Consider the following 16,995-nt stretch of genomic DNA (forward strand, 5'->3'; position numbering starts at 1 on the left):
AGCCGCCGGGTCCGAGCCGGTGCGGGCCAGCTCCTTCAGCTCCTGCAGTTCCCGCAGCCTGGTCGCGACCGGGTCGGCGGCCTTCGCGTTCTCCATCTCGCTCCTCCCTCCCTTGGTCGGTTCGTCTCGTTCACTCGTTCACTTCCAGGGCCCCGGCACGGCGGTCCCGGAGGTGCGGCGGGTGCGCGGGTGGGCGCCTGCGATGAGTTCGGCGGCGCGCTCGGCCGGCAGGTGCAGGCAGCCGGGGGGCACGGTGCGGACCAGCGTGCCGCGGTGCTCGCGGTCGCGTACGGCGGCGGCCGCCAGGTGCCCGGCCGGTCCCGGCACGTCGGCCACGGACCAGCCGGGGGGCCGGGCCTCCCCGCGCGCGCCGAGGTAGTCGGCCGCCGGGTCGCGGCGCAGCCCCGTGCCCAGGCCCTTCAGGTACGCCTCCTTGCGGGTCCACAGCCGGGTGAACGCCACGGGCCGGTGCCGGCCGGGCACGGCCGCGAGCTCGCTCCGCTCGGCGGGGTGCAGGTCGGGCAGGCACAGCCGGACCGTCCGGGCGGACGGGACGCGCCGCACGTCGACCCCGACGGCGGCCCGCGCCACGGCGACGACGGCCACCTGGTGACTGTGCGAGAGCGAGAACTGCGGCAGGCCGGGCACGGGTTGCCGCGAGGCGTCCAGCAGGACGGGGCGGCCGTGCGGCCCGCCGCAGCAGGGACAGCGGTCCCGGCCGAGCCGCAGCGACCCGGGCGGGACGCCGGTGTACGCCGACAGCAGCCGCCGCAGGGCGACGTGGGCGGACAGGTAGCGTACGCGGTCGCCGGTGCGCAGCAGCCCGGCGGCGCGGCCGCGTTCGTCCTCGTCCAGCTCGCCGACCGGCAGCGGTGCCGGGTCGGTGTGCGTCCAGGCGCGGGGCAGCAGCCAGACGTGCAGTTCCCCGGGCCGTACGACGTGCGCGGGCGCGGTGGCGGCCCCCGCGCCGCGCGCCGCGGACCTCATGACGCGGTGGGAACCGGCGCGGCCCGGCCGGGGCCGGGCGCCGCGGCGGATTCGGCCGTGGATTCGACAGCGGGCCCGGCGGCGGATCCGGCGGGAGATCCGGCGGCGGGCGCGCCGGAGTGCGGGGCTTCGGGGGCGGACGGGCGCGGCGCCGGGGCCGGCGTCGCCGCGGGCGGCTCGGTCATCAGCGTGGCCAGCAGGGCGGCCACCTCGGTCACCGAGTCGTCGCGGAGCAGATCGGCGGCGGGTACGTCCACACCCAGCGCGGCCACCAGCTTGCGGCGCAGCGCGAGCGCCGTGATGGAGTCGACGCCCTGGCTGCGCAGCGACCGGTCGACGGCGATCCGGTGGGCCGGCGGCACGTGGAGGTACGGCTCCAGTTGGCGGCAGATGTAGCGCTCGATGATCCGGGTCCTTATGTCGATGCCCGCCGCGCGCAGGACCCGCGGCTCGGGAAGCCCCCGCAGGTGCAGGGGGACGGTCTGTTCCAGCACGGTGTACCGCCTTCCGTCGGTGATGCGGGAACCGGCGTTTCCGCCGCCGGGGCGCCTCGGGCGATCGCCGGGGGCGGGAGGTCCGCCGGTCCGCGGCCGCCGCGTCGTCACTCGCCGGTCTCGGGCGCGCCGAACCAGCGCTCCAGGGCCTCGGCGACGGGCAGGGCGTCCGCCGAGGTCCACGCCACGTGACCGTCGGGCCGGATCAGCAGCGCGGTGGCGCCGCCGAGGTCGGCGGCGGCCGGGGACGCGGGGTCGGCGACCTGGCCGCCGACGTGGAGCACGCGGCTCTTCCAGCGCGCGGCGGCGGCGCGCGGCGCGGGGTCGTCGCCGAGGTCGAGCAGGACGCCCTGGGCGGGGTGCAGCAGCCGCGTGGTGTCGGTGCCGGCGCCGGCCACGGTCAGGCCGAGCTTGGGCATGCGGCGGCCGACCAGGGGGTGGGCGTCCTCGGGGGCGTACGGGTAGCGGATGTCGACGTGGCTGACGACACCGGACAGGTGGCGGCGCACGTCCTCGTACTGGACCAGTTCGGTGAACATCGCCCGCACCGGGTCCATTTCGGGGCCGCCGACGAAGACCAGGCCCTGGGCCGCGGTGTTGGTCAGCAGGCGCCTGCCGACCGGGTGGCGTTCGCCGTGGTAGGTGTCGAGCAGTCCTTCGGGGGCCCATCCGGCGACCTCGGCGGCCAGTTTCCAGCCGAGGTTGACGGCGTCCTGGACGCCCGTGCTGAGCCCCTGGCCGCCGGCCGGCAGGTGGACGTGTGCGGCGTCACCGGCCAGCAGCACCCGGCCGCGCCGGTACTCGGTGACCTGGCGGGTGGCGTCGGAGAACCAGCTCACCCAGTCGGCGGTGCCGGAGCTGATGTCCTCGCCGGTGATGCGCTGCCATGCGGCGGCGATCTCGGCGAAGGAGGGCGACTCGCTGCGGTCCGGCGCGGGGGTGCCGTTCTCGACCACGATGACGCGGTCCACGCCCTCGCGCAGCGGCGCGGCCATGACCATCCCGTTCTCCAGCCGCTCGCCGAGGAATCGCGGCCGCAGCCCGCAGCCGACCACGTCGGCCAGGTACATGCCGCGAGTGGCGCCGGTGCCGGGGAAGTCGAAGCCCGCGGCCTTGCGGACCGCGCTGTGGCCGCCGTCGCAGCCGACCAGGTAGGCCGCGCGAAGGTGCCGTACCCCCTCGGCGGTACCGGCGGTGACCGTCACCCCGTCGTCGCCGTCGGCCAGGTCCAGGAACTCCCAGCCACGCCGGATCTCCGCGCCCAGGCCCACCGCCCATTCCTCCAGCACCGACTCGGTGAGCGACTGCAGGATGCCGCGGGCGCCGAAGTGCGAGCCCTCCAGCACGGTGAAGTCGAACTGGATGCCGCCGAAGTGGCCCATCGGGCTGGTCTCCAGCGTGCCGCCGGGCCCGCCGAAGGCGGGCAGCAGCCCGCGCTGGTCGAACACCTCCATGGCCCGGGCGGTGAAGCCCAGGCCGCGGGACTGGCCGGTGGGCCGGTCGAGGCGTTCGAGGACGACCACCTCCGCCCCGCCGAGGCGCAGTTCGCCCGCGAGCATCAACCCGGCGGGACCGGCGCCCACGATGATCACATCGGCGTCCCGGCCCGTGGCCGCTCCCGCGCCGCCTGCTGCCGCCGTCTGCACGTCCACGTCGTCTCTCCTTCTGGGTGCCTGGGTACGGGCTGGTACGCGCCGGGTACGCGCCGGGTACGGGTCCGCGGTCGGGGCGCGGGGCCGGTACGCGCCCGCCCGCGGCCGGCCGGGCGGGCGCCACCGGGGTCAGGGGCCGAACAGGGTGGCGATGTTCGCCGGCGCGGCGTCGGTGGCGGCCCAGGCGACGGCGGCCTGGATCACGGCCGGGGTCGCGTCGAAGCAGCGGTTGTCGGGCGAGCCGAACTCGAAGGGGGCGGGCAGGAAGGCGGAGTTCCGCAGCCGCTGGAAGAGCCGGGCGGCGGCCTGCTTGGGTTCCAGGGTCCCCGCCTCGACCTCACGGCAGGTCTCCCGGGCGAAGGCGAGCAGCCCGGCGATGTCCTGCCCGACCAGCGCGGGGAGCCCGGGCACGTCCCGTTTCTCCAGGTCGCGCAGGATCTGCTCGTCCCGGCTGGCCAGGTACATCCGGTAGGCCCGGTCGATGGTGACGGTGGGCAGGATGCTGGTGGACTGCCACACGCGGGTGACGGCGTTCCACAGGTCGTAGTCCCGGAAGCCGACGAAGGAGCAGTAGACCAGGTCGTCGTGGATGTCGAACAGGCCCTGCTGGAGCTCGTCGATGTACTGGAACCGCTCGGTGGACCAGTCGCCGTCCTTGGCGGCCTCGATCAGCCGCCAGGCCAGGGAGTTGACGACCTCCAGGGTGTTGGTCAGGCCGCGGGAGTACAGGGCGTCGATGAAGCCGGCCGCGTGGGCGGTCAGGCAGTAGCGGTCGCCGACGGTGCGCTTCGCGCTGTACTGCAGGCGCCCGGTGGCGACCCAGGGGCGGACCGCGGTGGCGCCGAGGAACTGCTCGGCGATGTCCGGGAAGCGGCGCAGGAAGGCGTCGAACTCGGCCTGCGGGTCGGTCCCGGGCCGCGGCGGGTGCACCCGCTCGTCCAGGGTGAGGCCCACGCTGCACAGCGGGCTGAGGGCGCCGTCGTGGTTGTCGAACGGGATGACCCACAGCCAGCCGCCGTCGAAGACGTGGTGGAGGGTGCCGTGGTGCCAGGGGCTGGGCTGCTTGTGCAGGCGGCCCGTGCTGGTCTCGTCGAACGGCCGGACACCCACCATGTGGGTGAACATGGTGCGCGAGTGGGTCCTGGCCCGGGTCGGCTTCTCCCGCAGCCCGAAGGCGTCGGCGACCGGCGACCGGAAGCCGCTGCCGTCGACCAGGTAGCTCGCGTGGAACTCCTCCCCCCGGTCGGAACGCAAGCGCACCCCGTGCTCCGGGTCCACCTCGATGTCGGCGATCCGGGTGCTGACCTTCGGGACGGCGCCGTATCTGACCGCCAGGTTGAACAAGTAGGAGTCGACGTCCTGCCGGAACAGGTGGCTCTCGGTGCGCTGCCACTGCGGCACCACGAGCTGGTTGACCTGCTCGGGGTTCTGCGGGCGGCCCTCCTGGTGGTAGACGAAGCCGAAGTTCTGCTTGCGGCCGCTCATCGGGGCGACCTTCTCCTGGATCCCCTTGAAGCTCGACAGCGGCTCGATCTCGGGCACGTCGTAGCGCTCGGCGATGATCCGGGTCATCGAGGACGTGTAGGGGATGGTCGACTCCCCGACGGCGAACCTGGGGTGGGTGCCCGCGTCGAGGAGCAGCACCTTCACCCCGTTGCGGGCCAGCACCGCGCCCAGCATCCCGCCGGCCATGCCCGCGCCGAGGATCGCCACGTCGAACCTGTCGACGGACTGTGTGTCGTGAGCGGTCGTGTTCATGTGGGTACGTCCCTCCCGGGTCGGTGGGTGTCGGCATGTCGGTGGGTCGAGGTGTCGGCGTATGGGCGTGCCGGCGTGTTCGGGTGCCGGTGGTCGTACCGGTGGTCGTGCCGCTGGTCGTGCCGGTGGTCGGGGACACGGGCGCGGGCGGACCGTGACACGCCCGGGCCCGTGGCACGGGGCAGGAGCCTGGGGCAAGGCCGTCACCAGGCACGACGCGATCCCCGAATGAGACCTGCGTCACATTTCGCGGAAGCGGTGTCACGCTTGGAGGTGCCGCGCCTCTCCTAGGGGAAAGGCCCTGCGGGGGAGCACTACGGGGAGGCTCGATCGTGTCCGACAGTCCCGCCCATCATCTGGACACCGGTGGCGACCGGGCGACCGAGGTGTTCGTGGGCCACCGGGAGCTGCTGTTCTCCGTGGTCTACAACATGCTCGGGAGCGTCTCGGACACCGAGGACGTCCTTCAGGAGACCTGGCTCGCCTGGGCTCGGCGGGCCGGCGGGCACAACGGTGACGACATCGACAACCCGCGCGCGTACCTGGTCCGCATCGCGGTGAACCAGGCGCTGGCCCGGCAGGCGACGATCAGCCGCCGCCGCGAGACGTACATCGGGCAGTGGCTGCCCGAGCCGCTGCTCACCCAGACACCCGAGGCGCAGGACACCGCGCAGGCGGCACGGGCCGCGGACGCGGCCGAGTCGGCGCTGCGTACCGAGTCGGTGTCGATGGCCCTGCTGGTGGTGCTGGAGTCGCTCACTCCCCTGGAGCGGGCGGTCTTCGTCCTGCACGAGGTGTTCGGCTACGCGCACACCGAGATCGCCGACATCCTGGACCGCAGCCCGTCGGCGATCCGGCAACTGGCGCACCGCGCGCGGGAGCACGTACAGGCGCGCCGGCCCCGCTACCAGGCCGATCCGCACCTTCAGCAGCAGGTGACCGAGCGGTTCGTCGCCGCCGCGCTCGGCGGCGACCTGGCCGGGCTGATGAGCCTGCTCGCCCCGGACGTGACGCTGTGGACGGACGGCGGCGGCAAGGCGCGCAGCGCGCTGCGCCCGGTCCAGGGGCGCGAGAAGGTGGCCCGGCTGCTCAACGGCTACGCGACCAGCCGGCTGCCGCAGGCGCTGGACGTCCAGTACCGGCAGGTCAACGGCGATCCGTCGGCCGTGGTCTTCTCGGGCGACTCGCCGTACGCGGTGATGGTCATGGACCTGAGCCCCGAGAACGACGCCGTCACCGACATCTACCTGGTCACCAACCCGGACAAGCTCTCACGGGTCCGGCTGGAGGAGGAGGCCGGGTAGACCCGGGGGCCGCCGGGCGAACCCCCGGACCGGGCCGCCGTCCCTGCCGCCGCCGGCGGGACGCACCGGTCGCCCGGCGGCTCCCGACCCGCCGGCGGCAGCCGCGCCGGGTCGGTGCCGCGGAAGCCGGGCCGGCGCCGCAAAAGCCGGACCGGCCGGGTCGATTCCGGACCGGCCGGGTCAGTCCTGGCCGGCCGGGTCAGTCCTGGGTGGGCGGGCCGCCGTGCGGGCCGCCCAGCGGCTTGTCGGCACTGATGCGGTGCCGCTCGCCCACGGCCTCGATCTCCTCCCACGAGGGCCGTTCGGGCCGGCTCAGCAGTTCGCTGAGCTCCGCGAAGAAGCGCTCGATGCCGCCGGGGGTCATGACGCACAGCATGGTGCTGGTCCGGTCCGCACTGTTGTAGAAGGAGTGCACGACGCCGCGCGGGCCGTAGACCATGGTGCCGGGCGCCGCCTTGTGGATCTCCTCGCCGATCTTGATCTCGAACTCGCCGTCGATGACGTAGAACGACTCGTCGGTGTCGTGGTGCACGTGCCGGACCGAGCCCTCCTTGGCCGGCATCCGCACCTCGTAGAGCGAGTACAGCCCGCCGGTGTCCTCACCGCGCAGCAGCATGCGGGTCTGCTCACCGCCGCCGTACGTGATCGGGACGAGCTCCTGCAGATGCACGACCTTGCCGCGGTCCACGCCCACCACACCCTCCTGGTGCCGAAACGGAAATGCGGTTCGTTGCGAATGCCGGCTGCCGCTCCCGCCCGCCCGGTGGCCGGTACGGCGGCGGTACGGACGCGCGCGGGTACGAGCGCGGGGCACGGCGGCCTCCGCGACGCCCGCGCCCCCGGCGGCGGTCCGTTCGCGGCGCCGGGCGCGCAACCCGCGGACGGGCCGGGGGCCCCGGGCCGTCCCCGGCCGTGGCCGGCCGTCAGCCGTCGATGATGGGGTGCACGCCGCGCAGCTCCTCCTCCAGCGCGCCCAGCCAGCCGCGGAAGAACACCAGCGGCTCCTGGTGCTGGCGGGGCACGCCGAGTTCCACCACCTGGCCCACGAAGATGGTGTGGTCGCCGCCGTCGAAGGCGTCGACCAGCCGGCAGGACAGGAACGCCAGCGCGTCGCTGAGCACCGGCACGCCGGTCACCGAGGGGTGGTGGGCGACGTCGCGGATCTCCGCGGTGCCCTTGCCCGCGAAGGCACGGGCCAGGCCCTCCTGCTGCCCCTGCAGGAAGTTCACCACGAACTTCCGCGACCCCTCGACGACGGCCCGCAGCCGGGACTCGTTGTGCAGGCAGAACAGCACCAGCGGCGGGTCCAGGGACACGGACGTGAAGGAGTTGACCGTAGTGCCCTCGGCGTGGTCCGCGTCGCCGCTGGTGATCACGGTGACGCCGGTGACGAACATGCCGCACACGGTGCGCAGCGACCTCCCGTCGACCGGGTGCGCCTGGTGCAGTGACATCCGGTCGGTCACCGGCGCCGGCGTGCCGGGCGGTACGTCCGCGCTCCCGGCCCCCGCACCGCCGTACTCCGCGGCGGCCGCGCCCGGCGCCGCCTGCGACGACGTCGCACCTGCCATCGTCCCCACCTCCCGTACCACTGCCTGCCGACACCCCACCGGATCCTGACTACAAGGTTCTTCGGGCCCGGTATCCCGTCGCAAGGTCCGACGGTTCAGATGTGCGTCGGGAAGCACAGACGACTGTCAAGTCCCGTGCGGGAAACGTTCCGCGTCCCGTCGCACGCGGGTCCGCGAGGCCGGGGGACGCGCTGGTTGAGGGGGTGCGCGAGACGCCGGAGGCGCACGGCGGGCACGCGCACGCGGCGGTGCCCGCCGGACGGGAGTCGTCCGGCGGGCACCGTTCGTCCGTGTGGCCGGCGCGCGGTGGCCCGTCGGACGACGGCCGGGCCACGCGCCCGCTCAGGCTCCGGCGGTCATCCTCCTGACCTGCACGGGCGCCTGGGGGGCCGCGCGCAGCTGGTGGTGCCGTACGAAGGCCCGGACGTGGCGCAGCATCCGGTACTCGTACCGGGGACCGCGGCGGACCTGCAGGAAGGAGGCGTCGGCCAGCTCGGCGAGCAGGCACAGCGCCTCGGTACGGGTGAACTCCGGCTCCCAGCCGCCCAGTTCCTGGCCGTCGCTGGCGACACAGTCCGGCGCGGCGGCCAGCCGGACCATGAACTGCCGCTGGCGCTGGGTGAGCATGGCCCAGCTCCATTCGAGGCTCCCGCGCAGCGACCGCTGGTGCGGCTGCACGGAGAAGTCCGGGATGCCGAGCAGCTCCAGCAGGTGTTCCGGCGAGAGCAGCGTCGTGATCGGTACGGTCCGCAGCCTGTGGGCGGCGAACTCGATGAGCCGGGGCACCCCGTCCAGTTCCCGGCACAGCGCCCGCACCAGGTCCGGCGCGCCGGTCAGGTCGTGGTCCAGGGCGCTGCTGGCCAGCCGCCGGTTCATGAGCTGGACCGCGGCGTCCTGCCCCAGGGGCGCGGTCTCCCAGATCCTGGCCTCCGGCAGCACGGGCGGGCGCCGGGTGGTGAGGACGAGCCGCAGATCCGGCCACGCGCCGCGCAGGTGTTCCACCAGCAAGGCGGTGGCCTGCGGCAGGTGCTCGGTGGTGTCCAGAACGAGCAGGCCCTGGCCGGAGGCGGAGCCCGGCGGCCGGTGGTCCTCCCCCAGGACCTCGGCCACCGCGTGCCGGGCGGCGGTGAGGGCCGCGGCGCCCTCCCCCGGCGGACCCGCGGCGATCCGGCCGAGCTGGACGACCCCGACGGTGCCGCGCGAGACGCTCGCGACGCGCTCGGCGACGGCCAGCGCGAGCCGGGTCTTGCCGACCCCGCCGGGACCGGTCAGGACGGTGACCGGGTTGCCGGTCACGAGCTCGGTCAGCCGGTCCAGATCGCCGTCCCGACCGACCAGGGCGGTCCTGGGCGGCCTGGGACCGCGCCACCGGGCCCACGGGCCGCCGGACGTCCCCGGAGCCGCCCCAGGGGCCCCCACGGGGCCCGCCGGCCCTGCGGAACCGGAAGCGGAACCGGAAGCCCGGCGCGGTACGGGGGCCGCCTGGTCACCCTTGCCGCGCAGTTCCGGGTCCAGGACCGAGAACAGCAGGTCCAGTGAGCTGCGCCGGGGGCTCTGTATCCGCCCGCGCTCCAAGTTGCGGATGGTGCGCACGCTGATTCCGGAACGCTCGGACAGCTCTTCCTGGGTCCAGCCGCGCTGCGTCCTTAAGGCGAGCAGTAAGTCGTTCCTCATGCCCGCACCTCGCCGTGGCGGCACACGGGCTCACCGACAATCCCCCACGATGGTCTATACCTTTGAAACCATCGTTCCAATACTTTTGACACCTTTTCATTCCCCCCTAAAGTTCGCTCGCATGTCCGTATGCACATCCCGCTCTTTCGTCCGTGGTGCGCAATGGGCGGACAGCGAGGGTCCCCGTCCTTCGTGCCGCCCCGTCCGGTGAAGGCGAGGGGTCGCGCCCGGGCCGGCACAGCGATCCACCGGCCCGTGTTCGCAGCCTCTCGGCCGCGCCGCATCATGGCACGGAGGATCAAGCGCGGACGAGTACCACCCGGCAAGTGGGTTTCCGGCCGGGGCGGCCGCTGCCGGTTCGCCGGCCGAACGCCTGACCTGTGCCTGCGAGGCGGGCAACGGCAGTTCAGGCGGGCCCGCCAACCCTTACGCTTGACGAATATTTTACGAAGCCGGCCTCAAGACCGCCGCCGCGCTATGCGAGTAGATATCCGCTTCGAGGGGATTCATCCCGTGCCGTAGATCACACCGGCTCCGCACCGCCACCGCACGGTAGCGCAGCGCTCAGCAGCCCGTGAGCGGCCTCCGGCGCCCCGCCGGCGCGGGCACCCGCCGTTCATGAGGCGCGGGAATTCGTCCGGGCGGCCGAAATGCCGGGCCGACGGAATGGTGAATTCCCGTGACCGTACCGGCAATTGGGCGCAATGGCGCGTGATTCCGGTACGGGGCCGGCGGGTACTCGAACACGCACGGCCCGAGGAGGACGAAGCCCGCCTTGCGGCAGACCCCGTTGGACGCCGGGTGGTCGACGGAGGGAAAGGCGTGCAACCGGCGCCGGCCGCCGTGCCGGCGCGCCTCGGCCGTCACGGCCCGGGCGGCGGCGGACGCGATACCGAGCCCCTGGAACTCCGGCAGCACGCTCCAGCCCGTCTCGTAGACCTCCTCATCGCGCCAGGTGCGGCCCCAGAAGCCGATCGTGCCGACCGCCCGGGCGTCGGGAGCCGACTCGACCACGTACATCCGGCCGCCGTCGCCCTCCAGCCGCAGGTAGCGCTCGTGGCGCCGGGCGAGTTGCTCAGGGGACTCCGGGCCCCCGAGGTGGTCGGTCATCTCGGGGGCGTTGGTCCGCTCCAGCAGCCAGAAGTCGCCCTGCGACCAGGGACGCAGCCGTATGTCCATGCGTGCGTGTGCCATACCCCGCACCGTACGCCGGGGGTACGACAACGCGGCCCGTACACGGAGGAGCCCCGGCCGGGACGGGGGGACCTGGCCGGGGCAGTAGGTGGGAACGGTGCATATTTGCACGGTTCGCCTTTAGTTTAACACTCAATGAGCATAGTCGAAGCCGTGCGGCACGGGCGCGGTCCGCATCGGGGTGGCGGCCGGCGACGGCTGCGCGGGGTGAGGCGCGGGTGACGGCTGGGACACCGGAGCGGGGGGACGCACACCCCCGAGGAGCTCGCAGAACTTGATGCCGTCGGCCGGCAGGTCGCGCCGCCAGGCCATGGACACGAGCGGGCCGAGCAGCAGGAGCGCGGCGGTGAGGCGGCTGGTGACCGACAGCCGCACCAAAGTGCCGTCGGCGTGGGGGAAGAGGTCGAAACCGTACATGGGCACCTGGGTGCCCAGCGGACTCCACATGCGCTGGCCGCGGAAGGCTATCCGGCGACAGGGCTCGAACCGCGAGCAGACCAGGACGTGCGGGCGGTGCCGCCCGGGATAGCGGTAGCGGTACACGGCGTCGACGCCGGGGACCACGCCCTCCGGATCGACGGAGGCCACCCCCGAGCTCCACAGGGCGAGATTGCGGGCGTCGGCGAGGAAGTCGAAGACCTCCGGTGCGGGCCTCGGCACGAACACGTTCGTGGACACGCTCGGCATCACAAACCTCCCCGGTAGCGGCGTGGGCGGGCGCGGCCGGGCACAGGGTCGGACGACCGCGGACTGACGGTGCGTGCGCCGTGCGGCGAAGAGCCGCCTGATTCACTCCTCTCCGCAAGCGTGCCCCGCAAAAGTGCGCATGTCGTGGCAATGGGCCCATTCGAGTGAGAACGCTGCGTACTCGGGGGTGAGCGGCGCGGCCACCGCCCGATAGCCTGATCGCGTGGAAGAGCAGCAGGTGCCCACGGGTTTCGAACGCGGGACGGACGGGCCGAAGGTCATCGTCGCCGGGTTGGACGGCTCCGAGTCGTCCTGGCGGGCAGCGTCCTATGCCGCGGGGCTCGCGCGCCGCCAGAACGCGCTGCTCGCGCTGGTCTACGTCCAGCCCTATCTGCCCGGCGGCGCCGCGCTCGGGGTGCCCGTGTCCGAGGCGGACACCGGGATCGCCCAGCAGTTGCTGGCGCAGATCGAGGACGCCGTCGCGCGGGTGGGGGACACCTTCCGCGTGCGGTGGGAGTTCCACACCTTCCGCGGCGACCCGTACAGCGGCCTGGTCATGGCCGCCGACCAGCTCACCGCGGACGCGGTGGTGGTCGGCGCATCGGAGCGCGCCGGGCACCGGCTGATCGGCTCGGTGGCGGTGCGGCTGGTCAAGGCCGGGCGGTGGCCCGTCACGGTCGTCCCGTAACGGTCCACCGCCCGTACGGCGGGAAGCCGGCGGCCGGCGCTCAGCGCCTCGCGTACGGCGTGTACTTGTAGCCGACCCGGCGCACCGTGACGATGCTGCCGCGGTGCTCGGCGCCGAGCTTGCGCCGCAGCCGCGCCACGTGCACGTCGACCGTACGGCCGTCGCCGACGTGGCCGTACCCCCAGACCGTCGTGACGAGCTGGTCGCGCGAGTGCACCCGGTGCGGGTTCGCAACGAGGTGCGCGAGCAGCTCGAACTCCAGGTACGTCAGGTCCAGCGGCCTGCCCTCCACGGCGGCCGTCCGCCGCTCCGGGTCGATCCGGATCGGCGCGGTCGCGAGGGGCCCCGCGGCCGGCGGCCCGGCGGCGGGAACGGGGGTGGTGGCAGCGGTGGAGGAGGCGGACTCCACGGGTACCAGCACCAGGTAACCGACCATGGCGGCGCCGCCCGGCACGGCGGACAGTACCTCTCCGGGGGCCGGCATCCAGGTGGCGCCCGGTGGAAGGGAACCGAGGGCCGGCGGCGCCTCGTCGGCGCGGACCGCCCGCAGCCGCTGCCGGCCGCCGACCGCCGCGGTGGGGACGGGCCGGGCGGCCGGCGCGGTGGGGACGGGTACGGGTACGGGCTTCGGGGCGGGCGAGGACGGGTACTGCGACGGGTTCGGCATGGTTCGGCTCTTTCGCGCGAAGGGTCTGGTGGACTCCGTCTTGCGCGGGACCGGATGCTGACGGCGGCCGGCGGCTACGCGCCGCACGACGGCAGGGGTGAACGCGCCCTGTGCGGCGGCCGGATGCGGGCGGTCAGCGGGAAACGCGGGCCCGGGCGGGGATCGCGCGGCAACACCGGCGGTCGAAGTGGTGCTCCTGCCGGGACGGCCAGAAGGGCTCGAGGTCGCTGCGACCTGTCCCGCTGTCAGTAGTGCTGGCCATGCGCCCTATTGAAGCAGAGACGTCCGCCCCTGCGTGAGCGGCAGCGGGGCGGACGTCGCGTACGTCACATCGCCAGGGGCGAGCGGGACGCGAACGGGATCGCGGCGCCGGACGACGCGCGGCGCAGGCGCAGGCGCAGGCGGCGGTCGGGGCGTCCCCGGGGCGTGGCCCCGAGAGCTCCGAACAGAAGGGGCGTCCGGTCGGCTCGCGGCGTCCGGTGCAGGGGGTACCTCCCGCCGCGGGCAGGGTGGGGGTCCCCCCGCCGAAGGCAGACGGAGAGGTGCGGTGCCTGTAGGCACCTCCCGGCCGCCGGGCCGGGGGATTCGCGAGCAGGGCGGCCATTCCGATCGGAGCCCTAAGCTCGGGCCATGACCTGGTTGCGCGCCCTGCGGCAGACCGCCCGCTCCGGGCTGCGGGTGCAGCGCGGCCGGCCCGAGCCGCTGCCGGCGCTGCGCGCCGCGGGCGGGGTCGCGGTGGTGATCGGCCTGTCGCTGTGGCTGTGGTCGCCGGCGGTCGCGGCGTCCTCGGCCTTCGGTGCGTTCGCCGCGGGAGTGGCCACGTTCCAGCGCAGTTGGCGGCCGCGGCCGGTGCTGGCGCTGTGGACCGGGGCGGCGCTGGCGGTGAGCACGTTCCTGGGCTACCTGGCGGCCCCCCATCTGGCGCTGTTCGTGGTGCTGCTGGCGCTGTGGGCGTTCGGCGCCGGCATGGCGTGGTCGCTGGGCCCGACGACGGGCACGGTGGCGGCGCTCACCGTGGCCGTGATGCTGGTCGTGGTGACGCTGCCGACCACCGTGCTCGGCGCGCTGCACCACGCGGCGCTGGTCGCGGCGGGCGGTCTGGCGCAGGCTGCCCTGATCGTGCTGTTCCCGGTGCGGCGGTGGGGGCGGCAGCGGGACGCGCTCGCCGACGCCTTCGCCGCCGAGGCGGACTTCGCCCGCCGGCTCCGGCAGGACCCGCTCGCCGAGTTCGACCCGGAGCCGCTGATGGCCGCGCGCAACGCCGCCGTGGTCACCGCGTGGCAGGCCCGGCGCCGGCCGGGCGAGCTGCACGGCAGCCGGGGCCTGGCCGAACGCATCCGTCCGGTGCTGGCCTCGCTGGCCGACCCGCGGGTGGGCGCCGCCGCCGAGGGCCCGGAGCGCGACCGGGTCCGCGAGCTGCTGGCGGTGGCGGCGCAGGTCCTGGACGCGGTCGCCCGCTCGATCCGCCACGGGACGGCCGTGAGCGTCCCGGCCGGGGCCGGCGAACTCCTCGACGAGTCCCGGGCGCACGCCGAACTGACCGGTGCCGCCCGCAGGTCGGCCGCGAAGTTGATGGGCCTGCTGGCCGCCGCCGTGGACCGGGCCGACGGCTCCGGGCCGGCCGACGCGTCCAGCACCGGCCACCTGCTGCGGCCCTCGGCGCGCGAGCTGCTGCCGCTCGCCGTGCGGTCGGTGCGCCGGCAGGTGCGGTGGGACTCCCCCGTCTTCCGCCACGCGCTGCGGCTGTCCGTGGTCGCCGCGGCGGGTTACCTGCTGGCCGCGGCGCTCCCGCTCGGGCACGGCTACTGGGCCCCGATGGCCTCGGTGATGGTCATGCGCCCCGACTTCACCCAGACCTACGAGCGCGGCGTCGCCCGGTTCGCCGGCACGGTGGTCGGCGTCGGCGTCGGCAGCGCCGTGACCAGCCTCGCCCACCCCGGCACGTACGCCTGCGCCGCGCTGGCGGTGCTCAGCATCTGGCTGCTGTACCTGCTGCTGACCACGGGCTACGTGGTGATGCAGGTGTGCGTGGGCGCCTACGTGGTGTTCCTGCTCGGCATGGCGGGCACCCAACTGGAGCAGACGGTACGGGACCGGCTGCTGCTGACCCTGCTGGGCGGGGTGCTGGCGATGATCGCCTACGCGGTCTTCCCCGCGTGGGAGACGCCACTGCTGCGCGACCGGCTGGCGGAGTGGGTGGAGGCGGCGTGCGGCTACGCGGCGGCGGTCCTCGACGGGTACGCCGACCCGGAGCACCGCCGCCCGCGGGCGGTGCGGCAGGCGCTGCTCGACCTGCGGGCCGCGGGCGCCTCCTGGGACCAGGCGGTCTCCCGCGCCGACGTGGAACCCGTACGGCACCGCGGCCTGTCCCGCACCGCGGTGCGGGACGCCGACGCGGCCGTGTCCGCCCTGGGCCGCGTGGGGCTGCTGCTGGAGGGGCACCTGCCGCCGAAGGGCGCGCCGCCGGCGCCGTACGCGGCGGAGCTGGCGCGGGCGCTGCGCGAGAGCACGCGGGCCGCGGCCGGGGCGATCCGGGACCGCCGGGCGCCGCACTGGGAGCCGGTGCGGCGCGCCCTGGAGCGGTGGCCGGACGGCTCCGGCGAGGAGCGGATCGTACGGCGGGGGGCGGAGCTGCTGGTCACGACGCTGGACGAGCTGGCCGAGGCGCTGCGGCCCAGGTCCCTCGGCCGCAGGCACCCGGCCGGCGGCGGCGCCCGCGGCCGGGGCTAGGCTGGGCGGGACCAGAAGGAGCGCCCATGCACACTCACCACACGCACCACGCGCTGACCCTCGCCGCGAGCAACTCGCCCGGCCCCGGGCCGGTGATGCGCTCGGCCATCGTGATCGCGGTGGTCGGGGTGGTCCTGGTGGCCTGGTTCGTCCTGCGCGGCTACCGCAACTGACACCCACCGCCGAGCGCGGACGCCCACCACCCCCGCCGGCCGCTGACGCCCGCGGCCGAGCGCTGACGCCCGCGGCCCGCCGCGGCCGCCCGGCGGATTCCCCGGGCCGGACCGGCGCCGCGGGCCGGGACGGGTGAGCGCGGTGCTCAGCGGATCGGCAGCCCGGACACCGCGCGGGCGATGACCAGCCGCTGGATCTCGCTGGTGCCCTCGAAGATGGTGTAGATCGCGCTGTCCCGGTGCATCCGCTCCACCGGGTACTCGCGGGTGTAGCCGTTGCCGCCGAGGATCTGGATGGCCTGGGCGGTGACCTTCTTGGCTGTCTCACTGGCGAACAGCTTGGACATCGAGCCCTCGGCGGCGGTGAAGGGCCGGCCCGCGGTCGCCATCCAGGAGGCCCGCCAGACCAGCAGCCGTGCCGCGTCGATCTGGGTGCGCATGTCGGCGAGCTGGAAGGCGACGCCCTGGTTGTCGATGATCGGGCGGCCAAACTGCCGCCGGTCGGTGGCGTATTCGAGGGCGTACTCGTACGCCGCGCGGGCGGTGCCGACGGCCATGGCGCCGACTGCGGGACGGGACGCCTCGAAGGTCGCCATCGCGGCGTTCTTGATCTTCTCGCCGGAGGCGGCGCGCTCGCGGGCCCTGGCGAGCCGCTCGTCCAGCTTGTCCTTGCCGCCGAGCAGGCAGTGCCCGGGCACCCGTACGTCGTCCAGGACCACTTCGGCGGTGTGCGAGGCGCGGATGCCGTGCTTCTTGAACTTCTGGCCCTGCGACAGGCCCGGGGTGCCCGGCGGCACGATGAACGAGGCGTGGCCCTTGGACCCCAGTTCCGGGTCGACCACCGCCACCACGACGTGGACCGAGGCGATGCCGCCGTTGGTGGCCCAGGTCTTCGTGCCGTTGAGTACCCACTCGTCCTTGGCCTCGTCGTAGACCGCGCGGGTGCGCATCGAGGCGACGTCCGAGCCCGCGTCGGGCTCGGAGGAGCAGAAGGCGGCCACCTTGACGTCGTCGGCGTCGCCGTACATCTGCGGCACCCAGGTGCCTATCTGCTCCTCGGTGCCGTTCGCCAGGACGCCGACGGCCGCCAGGCCCGTGCCGACGATGGACAGCGCGATGCCCGCGTCGCCCCAGAACAGCTCCTCCATGGTCATCGGGATGCCCAGGCCCGTGGGATCGAAGAACTGCTGGGCGTAGAAGTCCAGCGAGTACAGGCCGATCTTGGCCGCCTCCTGGATGATGGGCCACGGCGTCTCCTCGCGCTCGTCCCACTCGGCGGCGGCCGGGCGCATCACGTCGGCGGCGAAGCCGTGGATCCAGTCGCGCACGGCCTTCTGGTCGTCGTTGAGTTCGAGCGTGAAGTCGCCCATCGTCCCCTCCTCGATCGGGTTACCTGCGGTAACGGGCCACGGGGCA

General features: G+C 74.3%; 14 protein-coding genes and 1 pseudogene. 4 read left to right on the plus strand and 11 right to left on the minus strand.

What is annotated here, in order from left to right; all coding sequences use genetic code 11:
• Positions 1-138: 138 nt before the first annotated feature.
• The 4 genes from K7G61_RS27240 to K7G61_RS27255 all read right to left on the minus strand — a co-directional run bounded on the left by K7G61_RS27240 (position 139) and on the right by K7G61_RS27255 (position 4,891).
• A complete protein-coding gene (locus K7G61_RS27240; RefSeq protein ID WP_225849652.1) occupies positions 139-987 on the minus strand; it encodes a 4'-phosphopantetheinyl transferase superfamily protein in 849 nt (282 codons plus the stop codon).
• Complete coding sequence (locus K7G61_RS27245; protein ID WP_225849653.1) at positions 984-1,481, minus strand: acyl carrier protein; 498 nt, start codon at positions 1,479-1,481, stop codon at positions 984-986. Before K7G61_RS27245 ends, K7G61_RS27240 begins: the two co-directional genes overlap by 4 nt.
• Positions 1,482-1,588: 107 nt before the next feature.
• The gene (locus K7G61_RS27250; protein WP_374204256.1) at positions 1,589-3,040 is read right to left on the minus strand and encodes an FAD-dependent monooxygenase; all 1,452 of its coding nucleotides are present in this window, start codon (positions 3,038-3,040) and stop codon (positions 1,589-1,591) included.
• Positions 3,041-3,262: 222 nt separating this feature from the next.
• Positions 3,263-4,891: an NAD(P)/FAD-dependent oxidoreductase gene (locus K7G61_RS27255; protein WP_225849655.1), complete on the minus strand. Its 1,629-nt coding sequence runs from the start codon at positions 4,889-4,891 to the stop codon at positions 3,263-3,265.
• A gap of 332 nt (positions 4,892-5,223) precedes the next feature.
• Between K7G61_RS27255 and sigJ the strand changes: the two genes are divergently transcribed.
• The gene (sigJ, locus tag K7G61_RS27260; protein ID WP_225849656.1) at positions 5,224-6,195 is read left to right on the plus strand and encodes an RNA polymerase sigma factor SigJ; all 972 of its coding nucleotides are present in this window, start codon (positions 5,224-5,226) and stop codon (positions 6,193-6,195) included.
• A 199-nt stretch (positions 6,196-6,394) separates the two neighbouring features.
• On the opposite strand, the gene K7G61_RS27265 is transcribed toward sigJ, so the two are convergent.
• The 5 genes and pseudogenes from K7G61_RS27265 to K7G61_RS27285 all read right to left on the minus strand — a co-directional run bounded on the left by K7G61_RS27265 (position 6,395) and on the right by K7G61_RS27285 (position 11,312).
• Positions 6,395-6,889: a cupin domain-containing protein gene (locus K7G61_RS27265; RefSeq protein ID WP_225849657.1), complete on the minus strand. Its 495-nt coding sequence runs from the start codon at positions 6,887-6,889 to the stop codon at positions 6,395-6,397.
• A gap of 229 nt (positions 6,890-7,118) precedes the next feature.
• The gene (locus K7G61_RS27270; RefSeq protein WP_308190714.1) at positions 7,119-7,766 is read right to left on the minus strand and encodes a flavin reductase family protein; all 648 of its coding nucleotides are present in this window, start codon (positions 7,764-7,766) and stop codon (positions 7,119-7,121) included.
• A 342-nt stretch (positions 7,767-8,108) separates the two neighbouring features.
• Positions 8,109-9,440, minus strand: coding sequence for a helix-turn-helix domain-containing protein (locus K7G61_RS27275; RefSeq protein WP_225849658.1), 1,332 nt, complete (start codon positions 9,438-9,440; stop codon positions 8,109-8,111).
• A gap of 732 nt (positions 9,441-10,172) precedes the next feature.
• A pseudogene (locus K7G61_RS27280) lies at positions 10,173-10,634 on the minus strand (GNAT family N-acetyltransferase); the annotation flags it as partial.
• Between the two features lie 132 nt (positions 10,635-10,766).
• Positions 10,767-11,312, minus strand: a complete 546-nt coding sequence (locus K7G61_RS27285) for an SRPBCC family protein (RefSeq protein ID WP_308190715.1) — start codon at positions 11,310-11,312, stop codon at positions 10,767-10,769.
• A 232-nt stretch (positions 11,313-11,544) separates the two neighbouring features.
• Here K7G61_RS27285 and K7G61_RS27290 point away from each other — a divergent pair, with 232 nt between their 5' ends.
• A complete protein-coding gene (locus K7G61_RS27290; protein ID WP_225849660.1) occupies positions 11,545-12,009 on the plus strand; it encodes a universal stress protein in 465 nt (154 codons plus the stop codon).
• Between the two features lie 40 nt (positions 12,010-12,049).
• On the opposite strand, the gene K7G61_RS27295 is transcribed toward K7G61_RS27290, so the two are convergent.
• Entirely contained in the window at positions 12,050-12,676 is a 627-nt protein-coding gene (locus tag K7G61_RS27295; RefSeq protein ID WP_225849661.1) for a winged helix-turn-helix domain-containing protein, read from the minus strand.
• Between the two features lie 630 nt (positions 12,677-13,306).
• On the opposite strand from K7G61_RS27295, the gene K7G61_RS27300 reads away from it, so the two are divergent.
• Positions 13,307-15,406, plus strand: coding sequence for an FUSC family protein (locus K7G61_RS27300; RefSeq protein WP_225849662.1), 2,100 nt, complete (start codon positions 13,307-13,309; stop codon positions 15,404-15,406).
• A 26-nt stretch (positions 15,407-15,432) separates the two neighbouring features.
• Entirely contained in the window at positions 15,433-15,579 is a 147-nt protein-coding gene (locus tag K7G61_RS27305; RefSeq protein WP_225849663.1) for a hypothetical protein, read from the plus strand.
• A 146-nt stretch (positions 15,580-15,725) separates the two neighbouring features.
• Here the strand turns inward: K7G61_RS27305 and K7G61_RS27310 are convergent, their stop codons facing one another.
• Positions 15,726-16,949, minus strand: a complete 1,224-nt coding sequence (locus K7G61_RS27310) for an acyl-CoA dehydrogenase family protein (protein WP_225849664.1) — start codon at positions 16,947-16,949, stop codon at positions 15,726-15,728.
• Positions 16,950-16,995 lie beyond the last annotated feature (46 nt).

This window comes from Streptomyces sp. HPF1205, assembly GCF_020400825.1.
In the GTDB taxonomy this organism is placed as follows: Bacteria; Actinomycetota; Actinomycetes; order Streptomycetales; family Streptomycetaceae; genus Actinacidiphila.

What these genes read in the sequence shown, in the direction of transcription:
- K7G61_RS27255 (WP_225849655.1), bottom strand. Translation starts at nt 4,891, where the DNA reads ATGAACACGACCGCTCACGACACACAGTCCGTCGACAGGTTCGACGTG.
- K7G61_RS27250 (WP_374204256.1), bottom strand. Translation starts at nt 3,040, where the DNA reads ATGCTCGCGGGCGAACTGCGCCTCGGCGGGGCGGAGGTGGTCGTCCTC.
- K7G61_RS27275 (WP_225849658.1), bottom strand. Translation starts at nt 9,440, where the DNA reads ATGAGGAACGACTTACTGCTCGCCTTAAGGACGCAGCGCGGCTGGACC.
- K7G61_RS27300 (WP_225849662.1), top strand. Translation starts at nt 13,307, where the DNA reads ATGACCTGGTTGCGCGCCCTGCGGCAGACCGCCCGCTCCGGGCTGCGG.
- K7G61_RS27270 (WP_308190714.1), bottom strand. Translation starts at nt 7,766, where the DNA reads ATGGCAGGTGCGACGTCGTCGCAGGCGGCGCCGGGCGCGGCCGCCGCG.
- K7G61_RS27305 (WP_225849663.1), top strand. Translation starts at nt 15,433, where the DNA reads ATGCACACTCACCACACGCACCACGCGCTGACCCTCGCCGCGAGCAAC.
- K7G61_RS27240 (WP_225849652.1), bottom strand. Translation starts at nt 987, where the DNA reads ATGAGGTCCGCGGCGCGCGGCGCGGGGGCCGCCACCGCGCCCGCGCAC.
- K7G61_RS27295 (WP_225849661.1), bottom strand. Translation starts at nt 12,676, where the DNA reads ATGCCGAACCCGTCGCAGTACCCGTCCTCGCCCGCCCCGAAGCCCGTA.
- K7G61_RS27310 (WP_225849664.1), bottom strand. Translation starts at nt 16,949, where the DNA reads ATGGGCGACTTCACGCTCGAACTCAACGACGACCAGAAGGCCGTGCGC.